General features: G+C 73.0%; 14 protein-coding genes. 6 read left to right on the top strand and 8 right to left on the bottom strand.

The features are described 5' to 3' along the window. Positions 1 to 226 precede the first annotated feature (226 nt). Entirely contained in the window at positions 227 to 2785 is a 2559-nt protein-coding gene (locus BG482_RS38615) for an ATP-dependent Clp protease ATP-binding subunit (RefSeq protein WP_069773889.1), read from the top strand. A gap of 3 nt (positions 2786 to 2788) precedes the next feature. Here BG482_RS38615 and ggt read toward each other — a convergent pair whose 3' ends face one another. Next, a complete protein-coding gene (ggt, locus tag BG482_RS38610) occupies positions 2789 to 4615 on the bottom strand; it encodes a gamma-glutamyltransferase (RefSeq protein ID WP_069773888.1) in 1827 nt (608 codons plus the stop codon). Positions 4616 to 4758: 143 nt separating this feature from the next. On the opposite strand from ggt, the gene BG482_RS38605 reads away from it, so the two are divergent. Together BG482_RS38605 and BG482_RS38600 are read left to right on the top strand one after the other, a co-directional pair. Next, complete coding sequence (locus tag BG482_RS38605) at positions 4759 to 5505, top strand: hypothetical protein (protein ID WP_069773887.1); 747 nt, start codon at positions 4759 to 4761, stop codon at positions 5503 to 5505. Between the two features lie 79 nt (positions 5506 to 5584). Continuing rightward, positions 5585 to 7153 carry an alpha/beta fold hydrolase gene (locus BG482_RS38600; RefSeq protein WP_069773886.1) on the top strand — a complete coding sequence of 523 codons (1569 nt, stop codon included), beginning with the start codon at positions 5585 to 5587 and terminating at the stop codon, positions 7151 to 7153. 51 nt (positions 7154 to 7204) lie between these two features. Here the strand turns inward: BG482_RS38600 and BG482_RS38595 are convergent, their stop codons facing one another. The 5 genes from BG482_RS38595 to pcaC form a co-directional block, all read right to left on the bottom strand. Next, positions 7205 to 7948, bottom strand: a complete 744-nt coding sequence (locus tag BG482_RS38595) for an amino acid ABC transporter ATP-binding protein (protein WP_069773885.1) — start codon at positions 7946 to 7948, stop codon at positions 7205 to 7207. A 136-nt stretch (positions 7949 to 8084) separates the two neighbouring features. Further along, a complete protein-coding gene (locus BG482_RS38590) occupies positions 8085 to 8504 on the bottom strand; it encodes a DUF6278 family protein (protein ID WP_069773884.1) in 420 nt (139 codons plus the stop codon). A 116-nt stretch (positions 8505 to 8620) separates the two neighbouring features. Then, the gene (locus tag BG482_RS38585) at positions 8621 to 9400 is read right to left on the bottom strand and encodes an exodeoxyribonuclease III (RefSeq protein WP_069773883.1); all 780 of its coding nucleotides are present in this window, start codon (positions 9398 to 9400) and stop codon (positions 8621 to 8623) included. A 30-nt stretch (positions 9401 to 9430) separates the two neighbouring features. Further along, positions 9431 to 10066, bottom strand: coding sequence for an MBL fold metallo-hydrolase (locus BG482_RS38580; protein ID WP_069773882.1), 636 nt, complete (start codon positions 10064 to 10066; stop codon positions 9431 to 9433). A gap of 34 nt (positions 10067 to 10100) precedes the next feature. Beyond that, complete coding sequence (gene pcaC, locus BG482_RS38575; RefSeq protein ID WP_069773881.1) at positions 10101 to 11429, bottom strand: 4-carboxymuconolactone decarboxylase; 1329 nt, start codon at positions 11427 to 11429, stop codon at positions 10101 to 10103. A gap of 653 nt (positions 11430 to 12082) precedes the next feature. On the opposite strand from pcaC, the gene BG482_RS38570 reads away from it, so the two are divergent. The 3 genes from BG482_RS38570 to BG482_RS38560 are packed head-to-tail and all read left to right on the top strand — an operon-like array spanning position 12083 to position 15656. Next, a complete protein-coding gene (locus BG482_RS38570) occupies positions 12083 to 12607 on the top strand; it encodes a PadR family transcriptional regulator (RefSeq protein ID WP_069773880.1) in 525 nt (174 codons plus the stop codon). Then, positions 12604 to 13296 (top strand): ABC transporter ATP-binding protein, encoded by a 693-nt coding sequence (locus tag BG482_RS38565; protein ID WP_069773879.1) that lies wholly within the window; start codon positions 12604 to 12606, stop codon positions 13294 to 13296. The genes BG482_RS38570 and BG482_RS38565 overlap by 4 nt, the downstream gene beginning before the upstream one ends. Further along, complete coding sequence (locus BG482_RS38560) at positions 13293 to 15656, top strand: ABC transporter permease (protein ID WP_069773878.1); 2364 nt, start codon at positions 13293 to 13295, stop codon at positions 15654 to 15656. Before BG482_RS38565 ends, BG482_RS38560 begins: the two co-directional genes overlap by 4 nt. Positions 15657 to 15826: 170 nt before the next feature. Here BG482_RS38560 and BG482_RS38555 read toward each other — a convergent pair whose 3' ends face one another. Both BG482_RS38555 and BG482_RS38550 read right to left on the bottom strand, forming a co-directional pair. Next, positions 15827 to 17974, bottom strand: a complete 2148-nt coding sequence (locus BG482_RS38555) for an SWIM zinc finger family protein (RefSeq protein ID WP_069773890.1) — start codon at positions 17972 to 17974, stop codon at positions 15827 to 15829. Between the two features lie 416 nt (positions 17975 to 18390). Beyond that, positions 18391 to 20885 (bottom strand): DEAD/DEAH box helicase (locus BG482_RS38550; RefSeq protein WP_069773877.1); only part of this gene is annotated, 2495 nt, incomplete at its 5' end.

Genomic DNA, 20885 nt, shown 5'->3' with positions numbered 1-20885 from the left:
GGCGGTCCGCGGCGGCGGGTCGCCGCGGTCCCGGGTGGGGCTCTGCCGGACCGCGGGGGGCCCGCCCCGGCGGTCTCCCCGCGGTCCGCGGCCGTCTGCGCCGCGCGTCACCGATTCGGGGAGGCGTTCTGCGCATGCCCACCGTGGGCGACCGTGCGAAGGTGGGTGTGTCCGCCCCAGCCGAGGGCGCCCGGCACCGCATCGCACGTCCATGGAACGGAACGCCATGACGAACGGCTTCACCGGCCCGGAGGGCTACGGCGACTACGGAGACCCCTACGGCGAGTTCCTGGCCCGCTTCTTCGGCGGGCCCCGCCCAGGCCCCCGTCAGATCAACATAGGCCGGCTGCTCAGCCAGCCCGCGAGAGACCTCGTCCGCGGCGCGGCCCAGTACGCCGCCGAGCACGGCAGCAGGGACCTGGACACCGAGCACCTGCTGCGCTCGGCCCTGACGGCGGAGCCGACCCGTACCCTGCTCAGCCGGGCCGGCGCCGACCCCGACTCGCTGGCGACGGAGATCGACGAGCGGTCGGGACCGGCCCAGCACCCACCGGGCGAGGCGCCGCCGCCCACCTCGCTTTCGCTGACCCCGGCCGCCAAACGCGCCCTGCTGGACGCGCACGACCTGGCCCGTTCCCGGGGTGCGGGGCACATCGGCCCGGAGCACGTGCTCAGCGCCCTCGCCTCGAACCCGGACTCCGCGGCCGGGCACATCCTCAACGCGGCCCGCTTCGCCTCCACGGGCATGCCGCCCGAGCCCCCGGACACGTCGACGGCGGCCCGCGCCGCGGACCGACAGCAGTCCACCGGCACGCCGACCCTGGACAAGTACGGGCGCGATCTCACCGAGCTCGCCGGTCAGGGCCGGATCGACCCGGTGATCGGCCGGGACGACGAGATCGAACAGACCATCGAGGTCCTCTCGCGGCGCGGCAAGAACAACCCGGTGCTGATCGGCGACGCGGGCGTCGGCAAGACCGCCATCGTGGAGGGGCTGGCCCAGCGGATCGCCGAGGGCGACGTGCCCGACGTCCTCCTCTCCCGGCGGGTGGTCGCCCTGGACCTGACCGGCGTGGTCGCGGGCACCCGCTACCGCGGCGACTTCGAGGAGCGGCTGAACACCATCGTCGAGGAGATCCGTGCGCACTCCGACCGGCTGATCGTCTTCATCGACGAGCTGCACACGGTCGTCGGCGCGGGCGGAGGCGGCGAGGCCGGCTCGATGGACGCCGGCAACATCCTCAAGCCGGCGCTGGCCCGCGGCGAACTGCACATCGTGGGCGCGACGACGCTGGAGGAGTACCGGCGGATCGAGAAGGACGCGGCGCTCGCCCGCCGTTTCCAGCCCATCCTCGTGCCGGAGCCGTCCGTCGCGGACGCGCTGGAGATCCTGCGCGGGCTGCGCGACCGTTACGAGGCCCACCACCAGGTCCGCTACACCGACGGCGCGCTCGACGCGGCGGTGGAGCTGTCCGACCGCTATCTCACCGACCGCCGTCTGCCCGACAAGGCCATCGACCTGATCGACCAGGCCGGCGCCCGGGTGCGGCTCGGCGCGCGCACGAAGGGCACCGACGTACGGGCCATGGAGCGCGAGGTGGAACAGCTCGTCCGCGACAAGGACCAGGCGGTCGCTGACGAACAGTACGAGGAGGCCACCCGGCTGCGCGACCGGATCGTGGAGTTGCAGGGGAGCATCGCGCAGGCGAGCGGCGAGGTCACGGTCGACGAGGGCCGGGACCTGGAGGTCACCGCGGAGGCGATCGCCCAGGTCGTGTCCCGGCAGACCGGCATCCCGGTCGCCAGCCTGACCCAGGAGGAGAAGGACCGGCTGCTCGGTCTGGAGGAGCACCTGCACGACCGGGTGGTCGGCCAGGAGGAGGCCGTTCGGGTCGTCGCGGACGCGGTGCTGCGCTCGCGCGCCGGGCTCGCCAGCCCGGACCGGCCGATCGGCAGCTTCCTGTTCCTCGGACCGACCGGCGTCGGCAAGACGGAACTGGCCCGTGCGCTCGCGGAGTCCCTGTTCGGGAGCGAGGAGCGGATGGTCCGCCTCGACATGAGCGAGTACCAGGAACGGCACACCGTCAGCCGTCTGGTGGGCGCCCCGCCCGGTTATGTCGGCCACGAGGAGGCCGGGCAGCTCACCGAGGCCGTCCGCCGCCACCCGTACTCGCTGCTCCTGCTGGACGAGGTGGAGAAGGCCCACCCGGACGTCTTCAACATCCTGCTGCAGGTCCTCGACGACGGCCGGCTCACCGACTCCCAGGGCCGCACGGTCGACTTCACCAACACGGTCATCGTGATGACCAGCAACCTGGGCTCGGAGGCGATCACCCGGCGAGGCGCGGGCATCGGTTTCGGACCGGGCGGGGCGGACGCGGACGAGGAGGCGCGCCGCGAGCAGATCCTGCGGCCGCTGCGCGAGCACTTCCGGCCGGAGTTCCTCAACCGGATCGACGAGATCGTCGTGTTCCGGCAGCTCACGGGCGAGCAACTGCGCCGGATCACCGACCTGTTGCTGGACAGGACGCGTCTGCTGGTGCAGGCGCGGGGCATCACGGCCGAGTTCACCGACGCCGCCGTCGACTGGCTCGCCGAGCGCGGCTACCAACCCGAGTACGGGGCGCGGCCGTTGCGCCGCACGATCCAGCGCGAGGTCGACAACCGGCTCTCCCGGCTGCTGCTCGACGGACGGGTCACGGAGGGCGACCGGGTCTCGGTGGACGTCGAGGACGGGCGGCTCGCGTTCCGCACGCAGCCGCCCGTCCCCGCCGCCGAACTCTGAGCGCTACGGCGCCGGGCGGACCACCTGGGCCGAACCGCCGCCGCGCCGTACGGTCTCGGCGGCGGCCAGCCACTTGCCGTTCGGCAGCCGCTGCACACCCGTCGCCGCGCCGATCTCCGGGTTCAGCTTGAAGGAGTGCCCGACGGCCTCCAGCCGCGCCCGCAGCCCTGCGGGGCTGGTGTCGTCGTAGAGCGCGGGCTCCAGTTCCGTCTGGGCGGCGTTGCGCTGGCTGGCGCGCGGCGCGGCGATCGCGTCGACGAGCGGCAGCCCGCGGTCGAGGAACTCGGTCAGGGTCTGCAGCACGGTGGTGATGATGGTCGCGCCGCCGGGCGAACCGAGCGCCACCACCGGCTTGTCGTGCCGGTCGAGCACGATGGTGGGCGAGATCGACGAGCGCGGCCGCTTGCCGGGGCCGGGCAGGTTCGGGTCGTGGACGGCCGGGTTGGCCGGGGCGAAGGAGAAGTCCGTCAGCTCGTTGTTGAGCAGGAAGCCGCGGCCGGGCACGGTGATGCCGCTGCCGCCGGTCTGCTCGATGGTGAGCGTGTAGGAGACGACGTCGCCCCACTTGTCGGCGACGGTGAGGTGCGTGGTGTTCTCGCCCTCGTACGTCGTCGGCGCCGCCGTACCACCGGCGCCGCAGGCGGCCGGGTGGCGCGGATCGCCGGGCGCCAGCGGGCTGGTGAGCACCGCGTCGTCCTTGATGAGGCAGGCACGTGAGTCGGCGTACTCCTGCGACAGCAGCTGCCGGGTGGGGACGTCCTCGAAGGCGGGGTCGCCGACCCAGCGCCCTCGGTCGGCGAACGCGATCCGGCTGGCCTCGATGTAGCGGTGCAGGTACTGCGTCTCGCTCGCCTTCGCCAGGTTCGTGCGCTCCAGGATGTTGAGGGCCTCGCCGACGGTGGTGCCGCCCGAGGACGAGGGCGCGATGGAGTAGACGCCGAGTCCGCGGTACGACGTCTTCGTGGGCGCCTGGAGCTTGGCGCGGTAGGCGGCGAGGTCCTTCGCGGACAGTGCGCCGGGCCGGGCGTTCCAGCCCGAGGCCGGGTCCACGGGCGGATGGTTCACCGTGGAGACGATGTCCTCGCCGAGGTCGCCGCGGTAGAGCGCGTCGACGCCCTTGGCGCCCAACTCCTTGTAGGTGCGGGCGAGATCGGGGTTCTTGAACGTCGAGCCGACGACGGGCAGCCGGCCGCCGGGCAGGAACAGCTTCGCCGTGTCCGGGAAGGCGCGGAAGCGGGCCTCGTTGGCGGCGGTCTGGGAGCGGAAGGTGTCGTCGACGGTGAAGCCGTCGCGGGCGATGCGCTCGGCGGGCCGCAGGACGGTGCCGAGCCGTTCGCTGCCCCATCTGCTCAACGCCGTCGCCCAGGTGGCGGGCGTCCCGGGGGTGCCGACGCTGAGGCCGCTGCTGACGGCGTCCGCGAAGGCGAGCGGCTTGCCGTTCTCCAGGAAGAGACCGGAGTCCGCGGTCAGCGGGGCGGTCTCGCGGCCGTCGATGGTGTGCACCGTACGGGACTTGGCGTCGTAGTAGACGAAGTAGCCGCCGCCGCCGACGCCGGAGGAGTAGGGCTCGGTGACGCCGAGGGCCGCGGCGGTGGCGACGGCCGCGTCGACGGCGTTGCCGCCCTTCCTCAGCACCTCGATGCCGGCGGCCGTGGCGTCCGCGTCGACGCTGGCCACGGCGCCGCCGTAGCCGACGGCGACCGGCGTCTTCCCGACCGCCGTCCGCTGTGCGGCGGGTGGCGCGGCGGTGGGCGGCGCGGCGGCCCTCACCGTGACCACGGCGGCCGAGACCGCCAGGACCGACAGTTTCCGCGCGACAGGGCGACGCATCCGTACCTCCAGTCCGGGACCGTCCGCGCAGCGTAACCACATTCGAGAGGTCCCGACAGACTCCTTCGAGGCACTGTCATACGACTGCCACACCTCGAACACGGGTACGCCTCGCGCCTGCTCGCCCGCTAGCATGCGCGCCCATGAACGACGACGTGCGCAACATCGCCCTGGGCGTCATCGCGGCGGGCATCAGCGCCGCCCTCGGCTGGGTCGCCCGGACCTATCTGTGGCGCCGCAAACTCCGGCGCAAGCAGGCGTTCTTCGGGCTGCCCGAGAACTCCGAGTGCCTCCTCGTCGTCAATCGCGACGCGGGCAGCGCGGACCTCTCCGTGCACCGGCACGACGTGTTCGCGCTGCTGGAACTCGCCGCGCTCGTCAAGGACTGCGGGGCGGGCGCCGAGGTGGTCACCCAGGACGCGACCCGGCAGGGGTTCGGGGAGCGGACGGAGTTCTGCATGGGCGGGCCGGGGTCGAACCGGCGGATGGCGGCGCACCTTCAGGCCATGCTGCCCGGAGTACGCGTGAACACCGACCGCGAACCGGGCCCGGACCGGCTGGCGTTCCAGATCGGCGGCGAACACTACCGGATGGAATCCGGCGTCACCGAGTACGTCCTGCTGGCCCGGCTCACCGCGGGACAACGGCGGGGCGGGCGGCCGGTGTTCCTGTTCTGCGGCCAGCGCGCGATCAACAACCAGGCCGCCACCCGCTATCTCGTGCGCCACCACGAGCGGCTGGCGCGCAAACACGGCGGCGGGTCCTTCGTCCTGCTGCTGAAGGTGATCAACTCCCAGGCGTACGGCCCCGACGTGGTCGAGCTGGTCGACGATGTGACGCGTGCGGCGCAGGCCCCTCTGCCTGCGACGACAATCGTTACTCCCACGTAACTTACCGACGGGTTACCCGCGGTCGCCCTTGCGGTTACCGTCGGGTCACTTTGTGACGCGGGAAGTTGAGGAGTGAATCGTGGGACAGCACCGCAGGGCTCTGCGCACGACCGCCGCGGGCGCCGTCTCCGCCTCTCTCGTCGCCGGCGGGATGCTGGCCCTGGCGCCCGCGGCCCACGCCGCCGCGAACGAGGTGCGCTACGTCGACATCGCCGGGGACGGCGGCACCGTCCTCAAGGCCAACGTCGTCACCCCGGCCGGCGCCGACGGCGTCCGCCGCTACCCGCTCGTCGTGCTGCCGACCAGCTGGGGCTTCCCCCAGGTCGAGTACCTCGCCCAGGCACAGCGGCTCGCCGACTCGGGCTATGTGGTGCTCAGTTACAACGTGCGGGGCTTCTGGCAGTCCGGCGGGGAGATCGACGTGGCGGGCCCGCGCGACGTGGCCGACGCCTCCAAGGTCGTCGACTGGGCCCTCGCCCACACCCCCGCCGACGCCCGGCACATCGGCATGGCCGGCGTCTCCTACGGCGCCGGGATCAGTCTGCTGGCGGCCGCCCACGACCCGCGCGTGCGAGCCGTCGCCTCGCTCAGCGGCTGGGGCGACCTCATCGACTCGATCTACTCGGGCCGCACCCAGCACCTCCAGGCGGCCGCCGTGCTCGACACCGTGGGCACGGTCGCCGGGCGGCAGAGCGCCGAGTCCCGGGAGGTCTTCTCGGCCTTCTACTCCGGCGACCTGACGAAGGAGAAGGACCTCGTCGCCTGGGGGAAGAAACGTTCCCCCGCGACCTATGCGGACCAGCTCAACCGGAACGGCGCGGCGGTGCTGCTCGCCGGATCCTGGGGCGACACCATCTTCCCGGCGCGGCAGTCCGCCGCCTTCTACGAGCAGCTGACCGGTCCGAAGCGGCTCGAGTTCCGCCCCGGCGACCACGCGACCGCCGAGCTCCCGGGCCTGTTCGGGCTGCCCAACGACGTCTGGACGGACACCGAGCGCTGGTTCGACCACTATCTCAAGGGCAAGGACAACGGCGTCGACCGCGAGGCGCCCGTGCGCCTCAAGTCCCGTACGGGGGGCGGGTACGAGGGGTACCCGGACTGGAAGTCGGTGGGCGCGACGCGCAGCAGGATCGCCCTCGCCGGCGACACCACCCTCCACACGAACGTGGACTCGGGCGCGGACGGCGGGATCGTGTTCCTCTCCAGCATCCTCGACCAGGTCGCACAGCTGCCTCCGGTCGCCTCGATCCCCCTGCTTCCCCGCCGCTGGGCCGCGGTCTGGCAGTCGCCGAAGTACGCCACGGCCCAACGGGTGCGGGGCGCCGCGACCTTGCACACCACCGTCACCCCGACCGAGGAGAGCGGCACCCTCGTCGCCTATCTGTACGACGTGGGGCCGCTCGGCCTCGGCAAGCTGGTCGACAACGCGCCGTACACCTTCCACGGGCGCACCCCGGGCGAGCCGTTCGGTCTCGACCTGGAGATGTTCTCCACGGCCTACGACGTCCCGGCAGGACACCGGCTCGCCCTGGTCGTCGACACGGTCGACCCGCTCTACATGGAGCACAACCCGTCCGGCGCGCGGCTGACCTTCTCCTCGCCGGCGGACGACCCGTCGTACGTGTCGGTCCCGCTGCGCGAGCAGTGATCTCCGGCCGCTGCCGGGACGGGCGCGCCCCGTGGCTGCCGCCGTCCGGATTCAGTGCTTGAGGATCTTGGAGAGGAAGTCCTTGGCGCGGTCGCTGCGCGGGTGGGTGAAGAACTCCTCGGGGGTGCGGTCCTCGACGATGCGACCGTCGGCCATGAAGAGCACCCGGTTGGCGGCGGAGCGCGCGAAGCCCATCTCATGGGTGACGACGACCATGGTCATGCCGTCGCGGGCCAGTTGCCGCATCACCTCCAGCACCTCGTTGATCATCTCGGGGTCGAGGGCCGAGGTGGGCTCGTCGAAGAGGAGCGCCTTGGGGTCCATGGCGAGGGCGCGGGCGATCGCCACGCGCTGCTGCTGGCCTCCGGAGAGCTGAGCCGGGTACTTGTCGGCCTGGTCGGCGAGGCCCACACGGTCGAGCAGTTCGCGCGAGCGCCGGTCCGCCTCGTCCTTCTTGCGCCGGCGGACCTTCACCTGCCCGAGCGAGATGTTCTGCAGGACCGTCTTGTGGGCGAAGAGGTTGAACGACTGGAAGACCATGCCGACCTCGGAACGCAGCCTCGCCAGGTCTCTGCCCTCCTCGGGCAGCGGCTGCCCGTCGAGCGTGATCGTGCCGGACGCGACGGGCTCCAGCCGGTTGATCGCACGGCACAGCGTCGACTTGCCCGACCCCGAAGGGCCGATCACCACGACCACCTCCCCCCTGCCGACGGTGAGGGAGACGTCCTGCAGGACATGCAGCTCCCCGAAGTACTTGTTGACGTCACGCAGCTCGATCAACGGATCGACGGCCATGCGCAGCCCTACTCACTCTCAGCTGTGTCGTGGTCGCCGCAAACTATCCGCATAAGGACGAGGTGAAGAAGCGACACGCATTTTGCGGCCATTAGCCGTATTTACCGCAGTCATGGACGTCCTATCAGCAGGCGGTTCAGCGCCCGGCCACCTCGGCGTACAGCTGGGACAGTTCGGGGGTCCCGGTCGAGGCCCACTCGGACCCGGCCGCGACCACGTCGATCTCCCGCCCGGACGTCAGCCGCACGACCGCCTCCCCGCCGGGCCTGATCACCCACGAGGCGCCGGGCACCGTGCGCACGACGACGGTCCCCAGATAGAGCCCCGCGTCATGGCCGAACCAGGGCAGCTCCTCCTCGTCGTCGCGCCAGCGCGGCGGGAGCTGGTCCAACGCCTCCAACGAGTCGGCGCTGTCGTCGAGTCCGATCCCCTCGCGGGCCGCGTGGGAACGCAACACCTCGCATTCGGAGAGGAGTTCGGCGATCCCCTCGGGGTCCTCGGCCAGCACCGCCGCCAGGTGCTTCTTGCTCTTGTTGCCCAGGAAAGGGATGTTCATGAGTCCAGCGTGACACCGGCCCGGGCATGCGCACCACAGGCGCGCTGGCACGAACTCGTGCTCGCCGCTCGGCCCGGCAGCCGCGCGGAGCCGGAACGCCGGGCCGGGACCCTCGCCTAGACGTCCAGGTCGACCACGACCGGCGCGTGATCCGAGGCGCCCTTGCCCTTGCGCTCCTCACGGTCCACGTAGGCGTCCTCGACCGCCTTGGCGAACGGCTCGTTGCCGTACACCAGGTCGATGCGCATGCCGCGGTTCTTGGGGAAGCAGAGCTGGCGGTAGTCCCAGTACGTGAACGGGTGCTCGTACTTCAGGGGGCGCGGGACGACGTCCGACAGGCCGGCCTCCCTCAGGGACGCCAGCGCGGCCCGCTCGGCCGGCGTGACATGCGTGGAACCCTCGAAGGCCGCCACGTCGTAGACGTCGTCGTCCGTCGGGGCCACGTTGTAGTCGCCCAGCACCGCGAACGGGCGGCCGCCCGCCGCGTCCCCGGCGACGGCCGCCCTGAGCGCCTCGAACCACTGCAGCTTGTAGGCGTAGTGCGGGTGGTCGACCTCGCGGCCGTTGGGCACGTACACCGACCAGACGCGGACCGGACCACAGGTCGCCGAGATCGCCCGGGGCTCCGGCGCGCCGTCGAATCCGGGGTCGCCGGGCAGACCCTTGACGACGTCCTCGACGCCCACCCGGGAGATCACCGCCACGCCGTTCCACCGGCCGGTGGCGTGCACCGCGGCCTCGTAGCCCAGCTCGCGCAGCTGGTCGCGCGGGAACTGCTCATCGGCGACCTTGGCCTCCTGCAGGCACAGCACATCGGTGCCGCTGCTCTCCAGCCAGGCCAGAAGCCTCGGCAGGCGGGCGGTGATCGAGTTCACGTTCCAGGTCGCGATGCGCATGCCTCACAACCTACCGGGCCCCACTGACACTCACAGGGCCGTGCTCTCCCCCGGCGCCAGCCGCAGGTGCTCCGCGCCGCCGAGGGCGCCGATCTGGTTGTCGTAGATCGGGCGGGCGAGGTCGGTGAGCAGGGCGTCGTGAATGTCGTAGGCGCGCTGCGGCTTCACCTCGCGCACGTAGTCGATGACCTCGGAGATCTTGCTCCAGGGGGCCATCACCGGCAGCATCAGCGTCTCGACGGCCCGGTCGGGAACCGTCAGCGCGTCGCCCGGGTGGAAGACGCGGCCGCCGTCGACGAGGTAGCCGACGTTGGTGATGCGCGGGATGTCCGGGTGGATGACGGCGTGCAGCTCGCCGTGGACCTGCACGTCGAACCCCGCGGCGGTGAACGTGTCGCCGTGGCCGACCGTGTGCACGCGGCCCGGGAAGGCGGCGGAGATCTTCTCCGCGACGGACCTCAGCGTCCAGACCTCGACGGCCGGGTCCGCCTCCAGCGCCGTCCGCAGCCGCTTCTCGTCGAAGTGGTCGAGGTGCTCGTGCGTGACCAGGATCGCCTCGGCGTCGAGGGCCGCGTCGTGCTCGCTGAAAGCGCCCGGATCGAGGACGAGGGTGCGCCCGTCCTTCTCGAGACGGACGCAGGCGTGCGACATCTTGGTGAGCTTCATGGGTCCATCCTGCCCCCGCAGCCGGGACGGCCGTTCACTCGGTGGGCGTCGTCTCCTCCCGGATGACCTGCTGCGCCACCCGGAACGCGCTGTTGGCCGCCGGCACACCGCAGTACACGGCCGCCTGGAGCAGGACCTCCTTGATCTCGTCCGGGGTGAGGCCGTTGCGCAGCGCGGCCCGCGTGTGGAAGGCGAGCTCCTCCAGATGGCCGCCCGCGACCAGCGCGGTGAGCGTGACGCAGGAGCGGGAGCGCCGGTCGAGGCCGGGGCGGTCCCAGATCTCACCCCAGGCGTAGCGGGTGACGAACTCCTGGAAGTCGCCCGAGAAGTCGTCGGCCTGGGCCAGCGCCCGGTCGACGTGGGCGTCTCCGAGGACCTCGCGGCGCACCTTCAGCCCCGCGTCGTAGGGGTCGGGGCGGCCCAGGACCTGCGACGGCTGCGGAACCGGGGCCGGCGCGATCTCCGCGACGGCCAGGGGCTGCGGAGGCTGCTGCACCTGCTGGGACTGCTGAGGCAGGTTCGGCAGCGCTCTGACGGGAATGCCGGGGACCGCCGTCTGTCCTGTGCCGGAGTCGTAGGCGGGCTGCCAGGCGGTGGAGAAGTGCCGGACCAGCAGATCGGTGACGGCCGCCGGCTGCTCCACCGGGACCAGGTGCGAGGCGCCGGGCACGACGGCGAGGCGGGCGTCCGGGATGCCGGCCACCAGGGTGCGCGCCTCGGCGGGGCCGGTGACCTGGTCGTCCGAGCCGACGAGGACCAGGGTCGGCGCGCCGACGAGCCCGATCTCCGCCCGTACGTCGAACGCCGCCAGGGCCTCGCAGGCCGCGATGTAGCAGCCGGGGTCGGTGGTGCGCACCATCTGCACGGCCCACTCGGTGATCGCGGGCTGCGCGGCCGCGAAACCGCTGGTGAACCAACGGTCGGGCGAGGTGCGGGCGATGGGGTCGAGGCCGTTGGTGCGCACGATCACACCGCGCTGACGGAACTCGTCGGCCGTGCCGAACCGCGGCGAGGCCGCGATCAGCGCGAGGGAGGCGACGCGTTCGGGGTGCCTCAGGGCCAGCTCCACGCCGACCGCGCCGCCGAACGCGCAGCCCGCGTAGCCGAAGCGCTGCACTCCGAGGCGGTCGAGAGTGGCGAGCAGCCGGGCGGCCAGATCGGCGACCGAACCCGCCGGGTAGGCCGGGGCGCCGCCGTGGCCGGGCAGGTCGAACCGGAACACCCGCCACTGCTGGGCCAGTTCGGGAACCTGGCGGTCCCACATGTGCCAGGTGGTTCCCAGCGAGGGCCCGAGGATCAGGACGGGAGCCTCTTCCGGCCCGTCAAAGCGGTATTGCAGGGTGTTCGACGGTGTCTCACTCACGCCCCAAACCCTCTCACGTATCACGAAAGCTCACACGGGCCGGGGGAACGGGCGGCTCCTGCTCCGCCCGACGTGACACGTCCGGGGCTGCCGGAACTCTCGGACATCTACGTATGAGTTCTCCGACGTTTACGCGTCGGCGTCGGGACGGTACGTCGGCTGCCGTACGGCTTGGGCGGTCGGCGCCACCCGTCACGTGGCCCTAGCCGTTCGTCACGGGGGTCGTAGCCGCCCTCCAGCCGGATCGGGTGGCGAAAGCCCATGCCGTCAGGCCGAGCTAGGCCGCGATCTGCCGGGTTCGCCCCGGTGGCCGCGCGTGCCTGGGCCGGCGGCCGCGCCCCCGAGCGCGCCGAGCGGCCGTCCGGGACTCCACGTCGACGAGGCCGGGGTGTTCACAAGGCGAAGCCCTGGCCGCGGTGGGGCTTCGTGCGGATCCGGGCCCGTGCGGCGACCGGTCACCGGCAAGGCCCGGGCGGCTCGGACGGCCCCGCCCGCGACCGTCGCCGGGGTGACGTTCGCGCGCAGGGCTTCCTGTTTCCGTACCGTGACGATCGGGATTCCCGGGTCCCCCACCTGCACTGTCGCACGTCCCGCCACGACCTACACACACTGTGTATACACGTCGCGTATACACAGTGTGTAGAGTGCGGGTCATGTCCATCGGTCACACCCTTCTAGGGCTCCTGGAGTCCGGCCCGCGCCACGGTTACGACCTCAAGCGGGCCTTCGACGACACGTTCGGTCACGACCGGCCGCTGCACTACGGCCAGGTCTACTCGACGATGTCGCGTCTGCTGAAGAACGGACTCGTCGAGGTCGACGGGATCGAGACGGGCGGCGGTCCCGAACGCAAGCGCTACGCGATCACCGACGCCGGCGTCACCGACGTGGAGCGGTGGCTGGCGACCCCGGCGAAGCCGGAGGAGTACCTCCAGTCGACCCTGTACACCAAGGTCGTCCTCGCCCTGCTCACCCGGCGCGACGCCGCCGAGATCCTCGACACCCAGCGCTCCGAGCATCTGCGCAGCATGCGGATCCTCACCGACCGCAAACGCAAGGGCGACCTGGCGGATCAGCTGATCTGCGACCACGCCCTGTTCCACCTCGAAGCCGACCTGCGCTGGCTCGAACTGACCGCCGCSCGACTCGACAAACTCCATGAGGCCGTGACCCGATGACGACTCCTCCCCCCGGTTCCCTGCTCACCGCGCACGACCTGCGTAAGGCCTACGGCCCGACCCATGCGCTGGACGGCGCCGAGTTCTCCATCCACCCCGGCGAGGTCGTCGCCGTGATGGGCCCTTCCGGGTCCGGCAAGTCGACGCTGCTGCACTGCCTCGCGGGGATCGTTCCGCCCGACTCCGGGTCGATCACCTACCAGGGGCGTGAACTGTCGACGATGAGCGACGCCCAGCGCAGCGCACTGCGCCGCTCCGAGTTCGGGTTCGTGTTCCAGTTCGGTCAGCTGGTGCCCGAGCTGACCTGCGTGGAGAACGTCGCCCTGCCGCTGCGGCTGAACGGCTCCTCCCGCAAGGAGGCCGAACGGACCGCGCTGCGCTGGATGGAGCGCCTGGAGGTCGACGACCTCGAGACCAAGCGTCCCGGCGAGGTCTCCGGCGGTCAGGGCCAGCGCGTCGCCGTGGCCCGCGCGCTGGTCACCGGGCCGCGCGTGCTGTTCGCCGACGAACCCACCGGCGCGCTCGACTCCTCCAACGGCGAACGCGTGATGGAACTGCTGACCGAAGCGGCCCGCTCGACCGACGCCGCCGTCGTCCTCGTCACCCACGAGACACGCGTGGCCGCCTACTCCGACCGCGAGGTCGTCGTCCGCGACGGCAAGTCCCGCGATGTGGAGCGCGCCGTATGAGTCCTCGTCAGTGGACCAGGGACCTGCTCATGGGAGCCCGCTTCGCCGTCACCGGCGGACGCGAGGGCTGGGCCCGGATGACGCTCACCGGCGTCGGCGTCGGCCTCGGCGTGGCACTGCTCCTGCTGTGCACCGCCCTGCCCAACGTGTTCGCCGCCCGCGACAGGGTGGAAGCGGCCCGCTTCGACGACACGTTCCTGTACTCCGAGAAGGCGCCGCCGAAGGCCGACGACACCTTCCTGATCGCCTCCACCGACACCACCTGGCATGACGACGACGTGCGCGGCCGGATCGTCGAGCCCGAGGGCAAGCGGGCGCCACTGCCCCCGGGGGTCGACAGCTTCCCGGGCAAGGGCGAGATGGTGGTCTCCCCCGCGCTCAGGGACCTGCTCGCCTCGGACGGCGCCGAGCTGCTGCGTGAGCGGCTGCCCTACAAGATCACCGGCACGATCGGCGAGAGCGGACTCATCGGCTCCCACGAACTGGCCTACTACGCGGGCGCCTCGGGGCTGAAACCCACGGACCTCTCTCCGGTGCACCGGCTGACCCGGTACGGCAAAGCGGACACACCCGACGCGGCTTCCGAGAAGACCGACCCGGTGCTGCTGCTCATGATCCTGGTCGTGTTCGTGCTGCTGCTGACCCCGGTCGCCGTGTTCATCGCCGCCGCCGTCCGCTTCGGCGGCGAGCGCCGCGACCGCCGGCTGGCCGCGTTGCGCCTGGTCGGCTCGGACAGCCGCATGACCCGACGGATCGCGGCGGGCGAGGCACTCGCCGGAGCCCTGCTCGGCCTGGTCATCGGCACCGGCTTCTTCCTCATCGGCCGTCAGGTGCTGGGCTCCACCGAGGTGCTGGGCGTGAGCGTCTGGCCCAGCTACCTCGACCCCTCCCCCGCGCTCGCCGCGCTGGTCGCGGTGGCGATCCCGGTCGCCGCCGTCCTCGTCACACTGCTCGCCATGCGCGGCGTGGTGGTGGAACCGCTCGGTGTCGTGCGCGCGACGAAGCAGCGCCGCCGCCGGCTGTGGTGGCGGCTGCTTCCGCCACTGGGCGGCCTCGGGATGCTCTACCCGTTGATCGGCAAGGGCCGCGAGAACGGCGACTTCAACCAGTACCTCGTGATCGGCGGCGTGCTGCTGCTGCTGATCGGCATCACGGCGCTGCTCCCCTGGGTCGTGGAGGCAGTCGTCGTCCGCCTCGGCAAGGGCGCGCTGTCCTGGCAGCTCGCGGTACGACGGCTGCAGCTGAGCAGCGGAACCGCAGCCCGCATGGTCAACGGCATCGCCGTCGCCGTGGCCGGAGCCATCGCTCTGCAGATGCTGTTCACCGGAACACAGAGCCAGTACACCAAGGCCACCGGCAAGGACCCCGGCCGGGTCCAGATGCAGGTCGACTTCAGCGACCGCAAACCGCTGACCGGTGTCGAGCGCGAGTTCACCGGCACCAAGGGGGTACGGGCCGCGGTGGCCCTGGCCATGGCGACGTACGGGGACGCGCGTCGCGACCCGAAGAACAGCAACGGCCTGACGGTGGGCAACTGCACCGCCCTGCGTGAACTGGCCACGCTGCCCTCCTGCAAGGACGGCGACGTGTTCGTCACGCGGACGAGGAGCCACTACGCCTCTCCCGACAACTCCGAGGAGATCGCCCTGGTGAAGCCCGGTCGGGGGCTCTACATCGACCCCTCGTACGGCGACTCCGCCGACCGCGGCCTCGAGGCGCCCTGGACCGTTCCGGCGAACGTGCGGGTGGTGGACGCGCGCAAGGACTCGCTGGGGGACTCCAACAGTGTGCTGGTCACCCCCGCCGCCCTGCCCGCCGCGGCCGCACCCGCGTTGTACTCGGCCGGGGTCTACCTGCGTCTGGACCCGTCGGTGCCGGACTCACGGGAGTACATACGCAACACCGTCGCCCGCATCGACCCCCTGGCGCAGGCCTACGGCTGGTCGGCGACCCAGGAGGACGCCAAGTACGCCTCCATCCGCACCGGCCTGTTCGTCGGCTCCGCGTTCGTGCTGGCGCTGATCGGCGCGAGTCTGCTGGTCTCCCAGCTGGAACAGCTGCGCGAGCGCAGGAACCTGCTCTCCGCGCTGGTCGCCTTCGGCACCCGGCGCCGCACGCTGAGCCTGTCGGTGCTGTGGCAGACGGCCCTCCCGGTCGGACTCGGCCTGGTGCTGGCCGCGACGGTGGGTGTCACCCTCGGCTCGGTGCTGCTGAAGATGACCCGTACACCGGTGGCCATGGACTGGGCGAGCGTCCTGACCATGACCGGTGTGGGCGCGGCCGTGGTCGGCGTGGTCACGCTGCTCAGTCTGCCGCCGCTGCTGCGGATGATGCGCCCGGAGGGCCTGCGCACGGAATGACCCTCCCCCGTCCCGCGTGCAGAAGGGGCTCCTCCCGCCGGGAGGAGCCCCTTCTGCACGCGGGAGGCCCCTGACGGGCGGCGCCGGGCGAGGGGCCCTGGTCGGGTGCCGGGCTGTCGCCGCCCCTCGGGAGGTGCGCGATGCGCGGTGCGCGGTGTGCGGTGTGCGGGTCAGAGTTCGTCCGAGACGCCCAGTCCCGTGAGCGCGCCCACCGGGTCGACGTCGGGGGTGCCGCGGGGCCACCAGTCGTCGTGGCCCGGTTCCGACTCGTACGCGTACCACAGACCGTCCTGTCCGTAGCGGAGCTGGAGGTGGCCTCGCGGGTGGGTGAGGTGGTTGCGGCGTGGGCGGAAGGCGGGGAGGTCGGCGGCGAGGAGGAGCGGGCGGGCCCGGTCGAAGCGGCCGGCCGGCGGATCCCAGGACTCCTCCAGGACCGTCAGCCCGTCAGGGCCGCCCTGCCGCCAGGCCGCCACCGCGCGCGCCAGCTCGGAGGGGGTGCGGCCGGCGGCGGAGGCGAGCGAGGCGTACAGGGAGCGGGTGGCCGCGGTGAGCCCGGAGCCGGGACGGGACGCGGCGAGCCGTACGGCGTCCTGCCAGAGGGTCAGTTCCCCGATCTCGTCGTGGCCGCTGGCCAGCAGGGCGTGCGCACGGGCCGCCGCGTCCGTCGCGAGGTGGTCCAGCGCGAAGGAGTCGGGGCCGTGCGGGGCGGACGGGTAGGCCGGGGGCTGCTCGGGGTGCGACGGCACGGGCAGCGGGGCGGGGAGGGGCGGGAGCCGGCGCTCGGCGAGGGCTTCCGCGGCCCGCACGCCCGCCAGAAGTTCCGGTTGCTGTTCCTGTCCCTGCTCCTGGGCGGCCCGGGCCGCACGGACGGCGTTACGGCGGGACAGCGCGTCGAGCACCTCCCGTTCCCCCCGGCCGCGCAGCAGGAGCAGCACGAAGGGGTCCGCGTCGAGGAGACGCGCCGTCTGGTAGCAGAGGGCGGCCGCGTGCTTGCACGGGTGACCGCGGTCGGGGCAACTGCACTGCGGTTCGAGGTCGCCGGGACCGGGCAGCAGCGGCACCCCGCAGTCGGCGAGGGACTCGGGCATCTCCCTGTCGAGCAGCGCCGCGATGTGACCGGGGCGTTCGACGGCGGCGTCCAGGAAGCGTTCCCAGTCCTCGCCTCCCAGGGTGCGCAACCGGACCTGCACCCGGTACGGGCGGGGACGGCTGCCCTGCACGTAGGCCAGGACCAGTCCGGGGGTGACGGTGATCGCGTCCACGTTTCCCTGCTCGGCGTAACCGCGCCCGCGAGCCAGCCGCTTGACGTCCAGGGCGCCCTCTTCGAGCGCGGCGACCCAGGCGTTGCCCCACCAGGTCTCGGCGAAGGAACCGCCGGTGCGGGGAGGGAACGGGGGGAAGGTGCGGCGGTGGTCGCCGTCCCGGGAGGGGGCGGCCATGGAGCGCGGCGCGCGGGACGGCTCGACGGCCCGGGCCGTCGGGCGGTCCCCTCCCGCGGCGGCCGGAGAAGCAGCGGTCGACGAAGCCGCGGTCGGGGAAGGCGCGGTCGCCGAGGCGCCGGTCGGCTCGGTGACGTGCCGGGCCGCGCTCGTTCGGATGCCCGAGGCGTCCGCGCTCTCTTCGTCGGCCGGGGAGGACTCAGGCGTTGCGTCGGCCGGGGAGGGCGCAGGCGTTGCGTCGGCGCGGGCCGACGGGTTCGCATCGGTCGGCCTAGCGGACGCGTTCGCGTCGGCGGCCGGAGGCGGAGGCTCCTCCGAGGTCGAAGAGATCGCCGGGGCCGCAGGGTCCGTGGCGGAGTCGGGACCGGCCGTCGCGTCGGTCGGCATCCGGAACGCACCCGCGAGCAAGTCCCTTACCGCCCGGGCGCGTTCACCCGCCACCGGGTCGGGGGCACGGCTCTGGAGCCGGTCTCCGGGGAGTCGGTGCTCAGGGCGAGAACGGGGACGATCTCCCGGTGTGTTGCGCTCGCCCTCGCGCCGGGCGCGCTCCCCCGTCCCGGCCGGTTCCTGGCGAGTCCGGGCGCGGGCCGCGCGCAGCGCCTCACGGGCGACGTCCCCGGGGCGCGGCCCGTGCGGGGTGGGCGGGTCGCAGGAGGCGTGCGAGGCGGGCGGGCTGTCCGCCTCCGGTGCGGTGTGCCGCGGTGCGGTGTGATGCTGCGCGGTGTGCTGCGGCGCGGTGTGCTGCGGCGCTGCGGGAGTCTCGGCGTGGGAGTCGACGGCCGGACGCGAGGCCTCCTGCGAGGTCGCCGAGGTCACCGGGTCCGCTGGGGTGCTCGGCGTGCGTCGCAGGGCCGCGCGGGCCGCGTCGGCCGGGCTCACCGCGGAACCTCGGGGCGACCGGTCGGCGCGCGGCCCCGGGGTCTCCGGCGACGGCCTGCCGGCCGGTCGGTGGGACGCCTGCTCCGCCTGCCGACCCGGGGGCTGTTCAGGCGTACCGTCCATCGTGGACGGTGTCCGCTGCGACTGCCGCTGCGGGTGCTTGGGCGGTCGACTCGGCGGCCCCTCCTGTCGGCGCTCACGGGCCGCCCTCAGCGCACGGCGCACCTCGTCGGCCGGGCTGGGCCCGTCTTCCTGTCGCCCGTGGTCCACACCGATCCCGCCCGCACCCGTCCCGCCCGCACCGGTCGCGCCCGTGCCGGTCCCTTCCCCGCCGGTCGCGTCGGTGGCAGGTTCGTCGTCGACGGCGTCGGCCGGTGCCCGGTGCGTCTCGCGTCGCTCGCCTTCCCGCTCCGTCATCACGCCTCCCTCCGCAGCCTGACCAGGTCGGACAGTTCACGGTCCGTGAGCTCGGTGAGGGCCGACTCGCCGGAGCCGAGGATCGCGTCGGCCAGAGCGCGCTTGGCCTGCAGCATCTCGGCGATGCGGTCCTCGACCGTGCCCTCGGTGATCAGACGGTGGACCTGGACCGGCTGGGTCTGCCCGATGCGGTAGGCGCGGTCGGTGGCCTGCTCCTCCACCGCCGGGTTCCACCAGCGGTCGAAGTGGACGACGTGGCCCGCGCGGGTGAGGTTGAGTCCGGTGCCGGCGGCCTTCAGGGAGAGGACGAGGACCGGCGTCGCCCCGTCCTGGAAGCGGTCCACCATCCGTTCCCGTTCCGGCACCGGAGTGCCGCCGTGCAGCAGTTCGACCGGGACCGCCCGGGCGGCGAGGTGGGCGGTGATCAGACGGGCCATGCCGACGTACTGCGTGAAGACGAGTGCCGAGCCGTCCTCCGCGAGGAGGGTGTCCAGCAGTTCGTCCAGCAGGGCGAGTTTGCCGGAGCGGGCGGCCAGGGCGTCGCCGGTCGAGGCGTCGGCCTCCTTGAGGTAGAGCGCGGGGTGGTCGCAGATCTGCTTCAGCGCGCCCAGGAGCTTCAGCACCAGGCCGCGCCGGGCGATGCCGTCCGCCGTCTCGATGGCCAGCAGGGACTCGCGCACGACCGCCTCGTACAGCGCCGCCTGTTCGCGGGTGAGCGGCACCGGGTGGTCCGTCTCGGTCTTGGGCGGCAGCTCGGGCACGATGCCGGGGTCGGACTTCTTGCGGCGCAGGAGGAACGGGCGCACCAGACGGGCGAGGCGCTCCACCGCCTGGTCGTCCTCGCCGTTCTCGACCGCGCGCGCGTGCCGGGCGCGGAAGGACTTCAGCGGGCCGAGGAGCCCCGGGGTCGTCCAGTCGAGCAGGGCCCACAGTTCGGAGAGGTTGTTCTCCACGGGGGTGCCCGTCAGGGCCACGCGCGCGGGGGTCCCGATGGTGCGCAGCGCCTTGGCGGTCGCCGAGTAGGGGTTCTTCACGTGCTGGGCCTCGTCCGCGACGACCATGCCCCAGGGGCGGCCCGCGAGGGCCGGGGCCGCCGAGCGCATCGTGCCGTACGTGGTGAGGACGAAGCCGCCCGGCAGATCCGCCAGGCTGCGGTCGGGGCCGTGGAAGCGGCGGACGGGGACGCCGGGGGCGAAGCGGTTGATCTCGCGCTGCCAGTTGCCCAGCAGGGAGGCCGGGCAGACCACCAGGGTCGGCTCGGAACGGGCCCGCTTCAGGTGCAGGGCGATGACGGTGATCGTCTTGCCGAGGCCCATGTCGTCGGCGAGGCAGCCGCCGAGGCCGAGGGAGGTCATGAGGTCTAGCCAGGCCAGACCGCGCAGCTGGTAGTCGCGGAGCGTGGCGTGCAGGCCGGCGGGCGGCTCGGCGGGGTGGACGCCGGCGGTGAGACGGTCGCGCAGGGCGGCCAGGGCGCCGACGGGGACGGCCTCGACGCTCTCGCCGTCGACCTCCGCGGTGCCGGTGAGCGCGACGGACAGGGCGTCCACCGGGTCCAGCAGGCCCAGTTCGCGCTTGCGGGCCTTGCGCACGAGCGCCGGGTCCACCAGGACCCACTGGTCGCGGAGCCGGACGACCGGGCGGTGGGCCTCCGCCAGGGTGTCCATCTCGGCCTCGCTGAGCGGATCGCCGCCGAGCGCCAGCTGCCAGCGGAACTGCAGGAGGTCCTCGCTCTCGAAGAACCCCGTGCCGTCGGTCGCCGAGCCGGGGGCCGGCCGCACCACGGCGGCCGCGCTGAGGTCCTGCGCCAGGTCCCTCGGCCAGTGCACGGCGACCCCGGCCGCCGCGAGCCGGGTCGCCGCCACCCCGAGCAGGTCGCTCAGCTCGTCCTCGGACAGGGCCAGGACGTCCGGCGCGTCCTGTTCGGCGAGGCGGGCGAGGGGTGGCCAGACGCGGGCCGCGCGGCGTACGGCGAGGGCCGCGTCCACGCGGGCGCGGGCCCCGAAGGCCGCGCCGGCCTCGCCCGCCCACAGGGCCGCCGCGTCGGTCACCAGGGTGGGGTCGGCGAGGCTGTGCACCTGGACGATCGCCGCGCCCGCGCTGCGCGAGCGCCCGCTGTCGTCGCCGACGTCGAACATGTCGTACGCGGACAGGTCGAGGCGCAGCGAGATCCGCACACCCGCGTCCATGCCGGCGGCGACCTCGGCGGCCCAGTCGTGCGCGTCGGGCAGGCGCTGGGGGCGTCGGTCGGCGAAGGGCCTTCCGCAGGCGTGCGGTGCGGCGGGGGTGCGGGGCAGGGTGTCCGCGACGGCGTCCAGGAAGGACCGCATCAGGGCCTCCGGCTGGGGCAGCCGGAGGGCTCCGGCGCCGGGGAGCGGCACGGCGTGGCCCTCGGCCGGGAGCGCGGCGGCGACCGCGCGCAGGTGTGCGACGTCCTCCGGGTCCAGCGGGCCGGCCCGCCAGGCGTCGTGGCCGGTGGGCGTCAGGCCCGGCAGCA

Source organism: Streptomyces sp. LUP30 (genome assembly GCF_001746365.1).
In the GTDB taxonomy this organism is placed as follows: domain Bacteria; phylum Actinomycetota; class Actinomycetes; order Streptomycetales; family Streptomycetaceae; genus Streptomyces.
Note: the sequence above shows the minus strand (reverse complement) of the source record. Positions and strands in the feature narration are given on the sequence as shown.

Coding starts and splice junctions, on each gene's coding strand:
- BG482_RS38615 (WP_069773889.1), top strand. CDS start 227: ATGACGAACGGCTTCACCGGCCCGGAGGGCTACGGCGACTACGGAGAC.
- ggt (WP_069773888.1), bottom strand. CDS start 4,615: ATGCGTCGCCCTGTCGCGCGGAAACTGTCGGTCCTGGCGGTCTCGGCC.
- BG482_RS38605 (WP_069773887.1), top strand. CDS start 4,759: ATGAACGACGACGTGCGCAACATCGCCCTGGGCGTCATCGCGGCGGGC.
- BG482_RS38595 (WP_069773885.1), bottom strand. CDS start 7,948: ATGGCCGTCGATCCGTTGATCGAGCTGCGTGACGTCAACAAGTACTTC.
- BG482_RS38590 (WP_069773884.1), bottom strand. CDS start 8,504: ATGAACATCCCTTTCCTGGGCAACAAGAGCAAGAAGCACCTGGCGGCG.
- BG482_RS38585 (WP_069773883.1), bottom strand. CDS start 9,400: ATGCGCATCGCGACCTGGAACGTGAACTCGATCACCGCCCGCCTGCCG.
- BG482_RS38580 (WP_069773882.1), bottom strand. CDS start 10,066: ATGAAGCTCACCAAGATGTCGCACGCCTGCGTCCGTCTCGAGAAGGAC.
- BG482_RS38565 (WP_069773879.1), top strand. CDS start 12,604: ATGACGACTCCTCCCCCCGGTTCCCTGCTCACCGCGCACGACCTGCGT.
- BG482_RS38560 (WP_069773878.1), top strand. CDS start 13,293: ATGAGTCCTCGTCAGTGGACCAGGGACCTGCTCATGGGAGCCCGCTTC.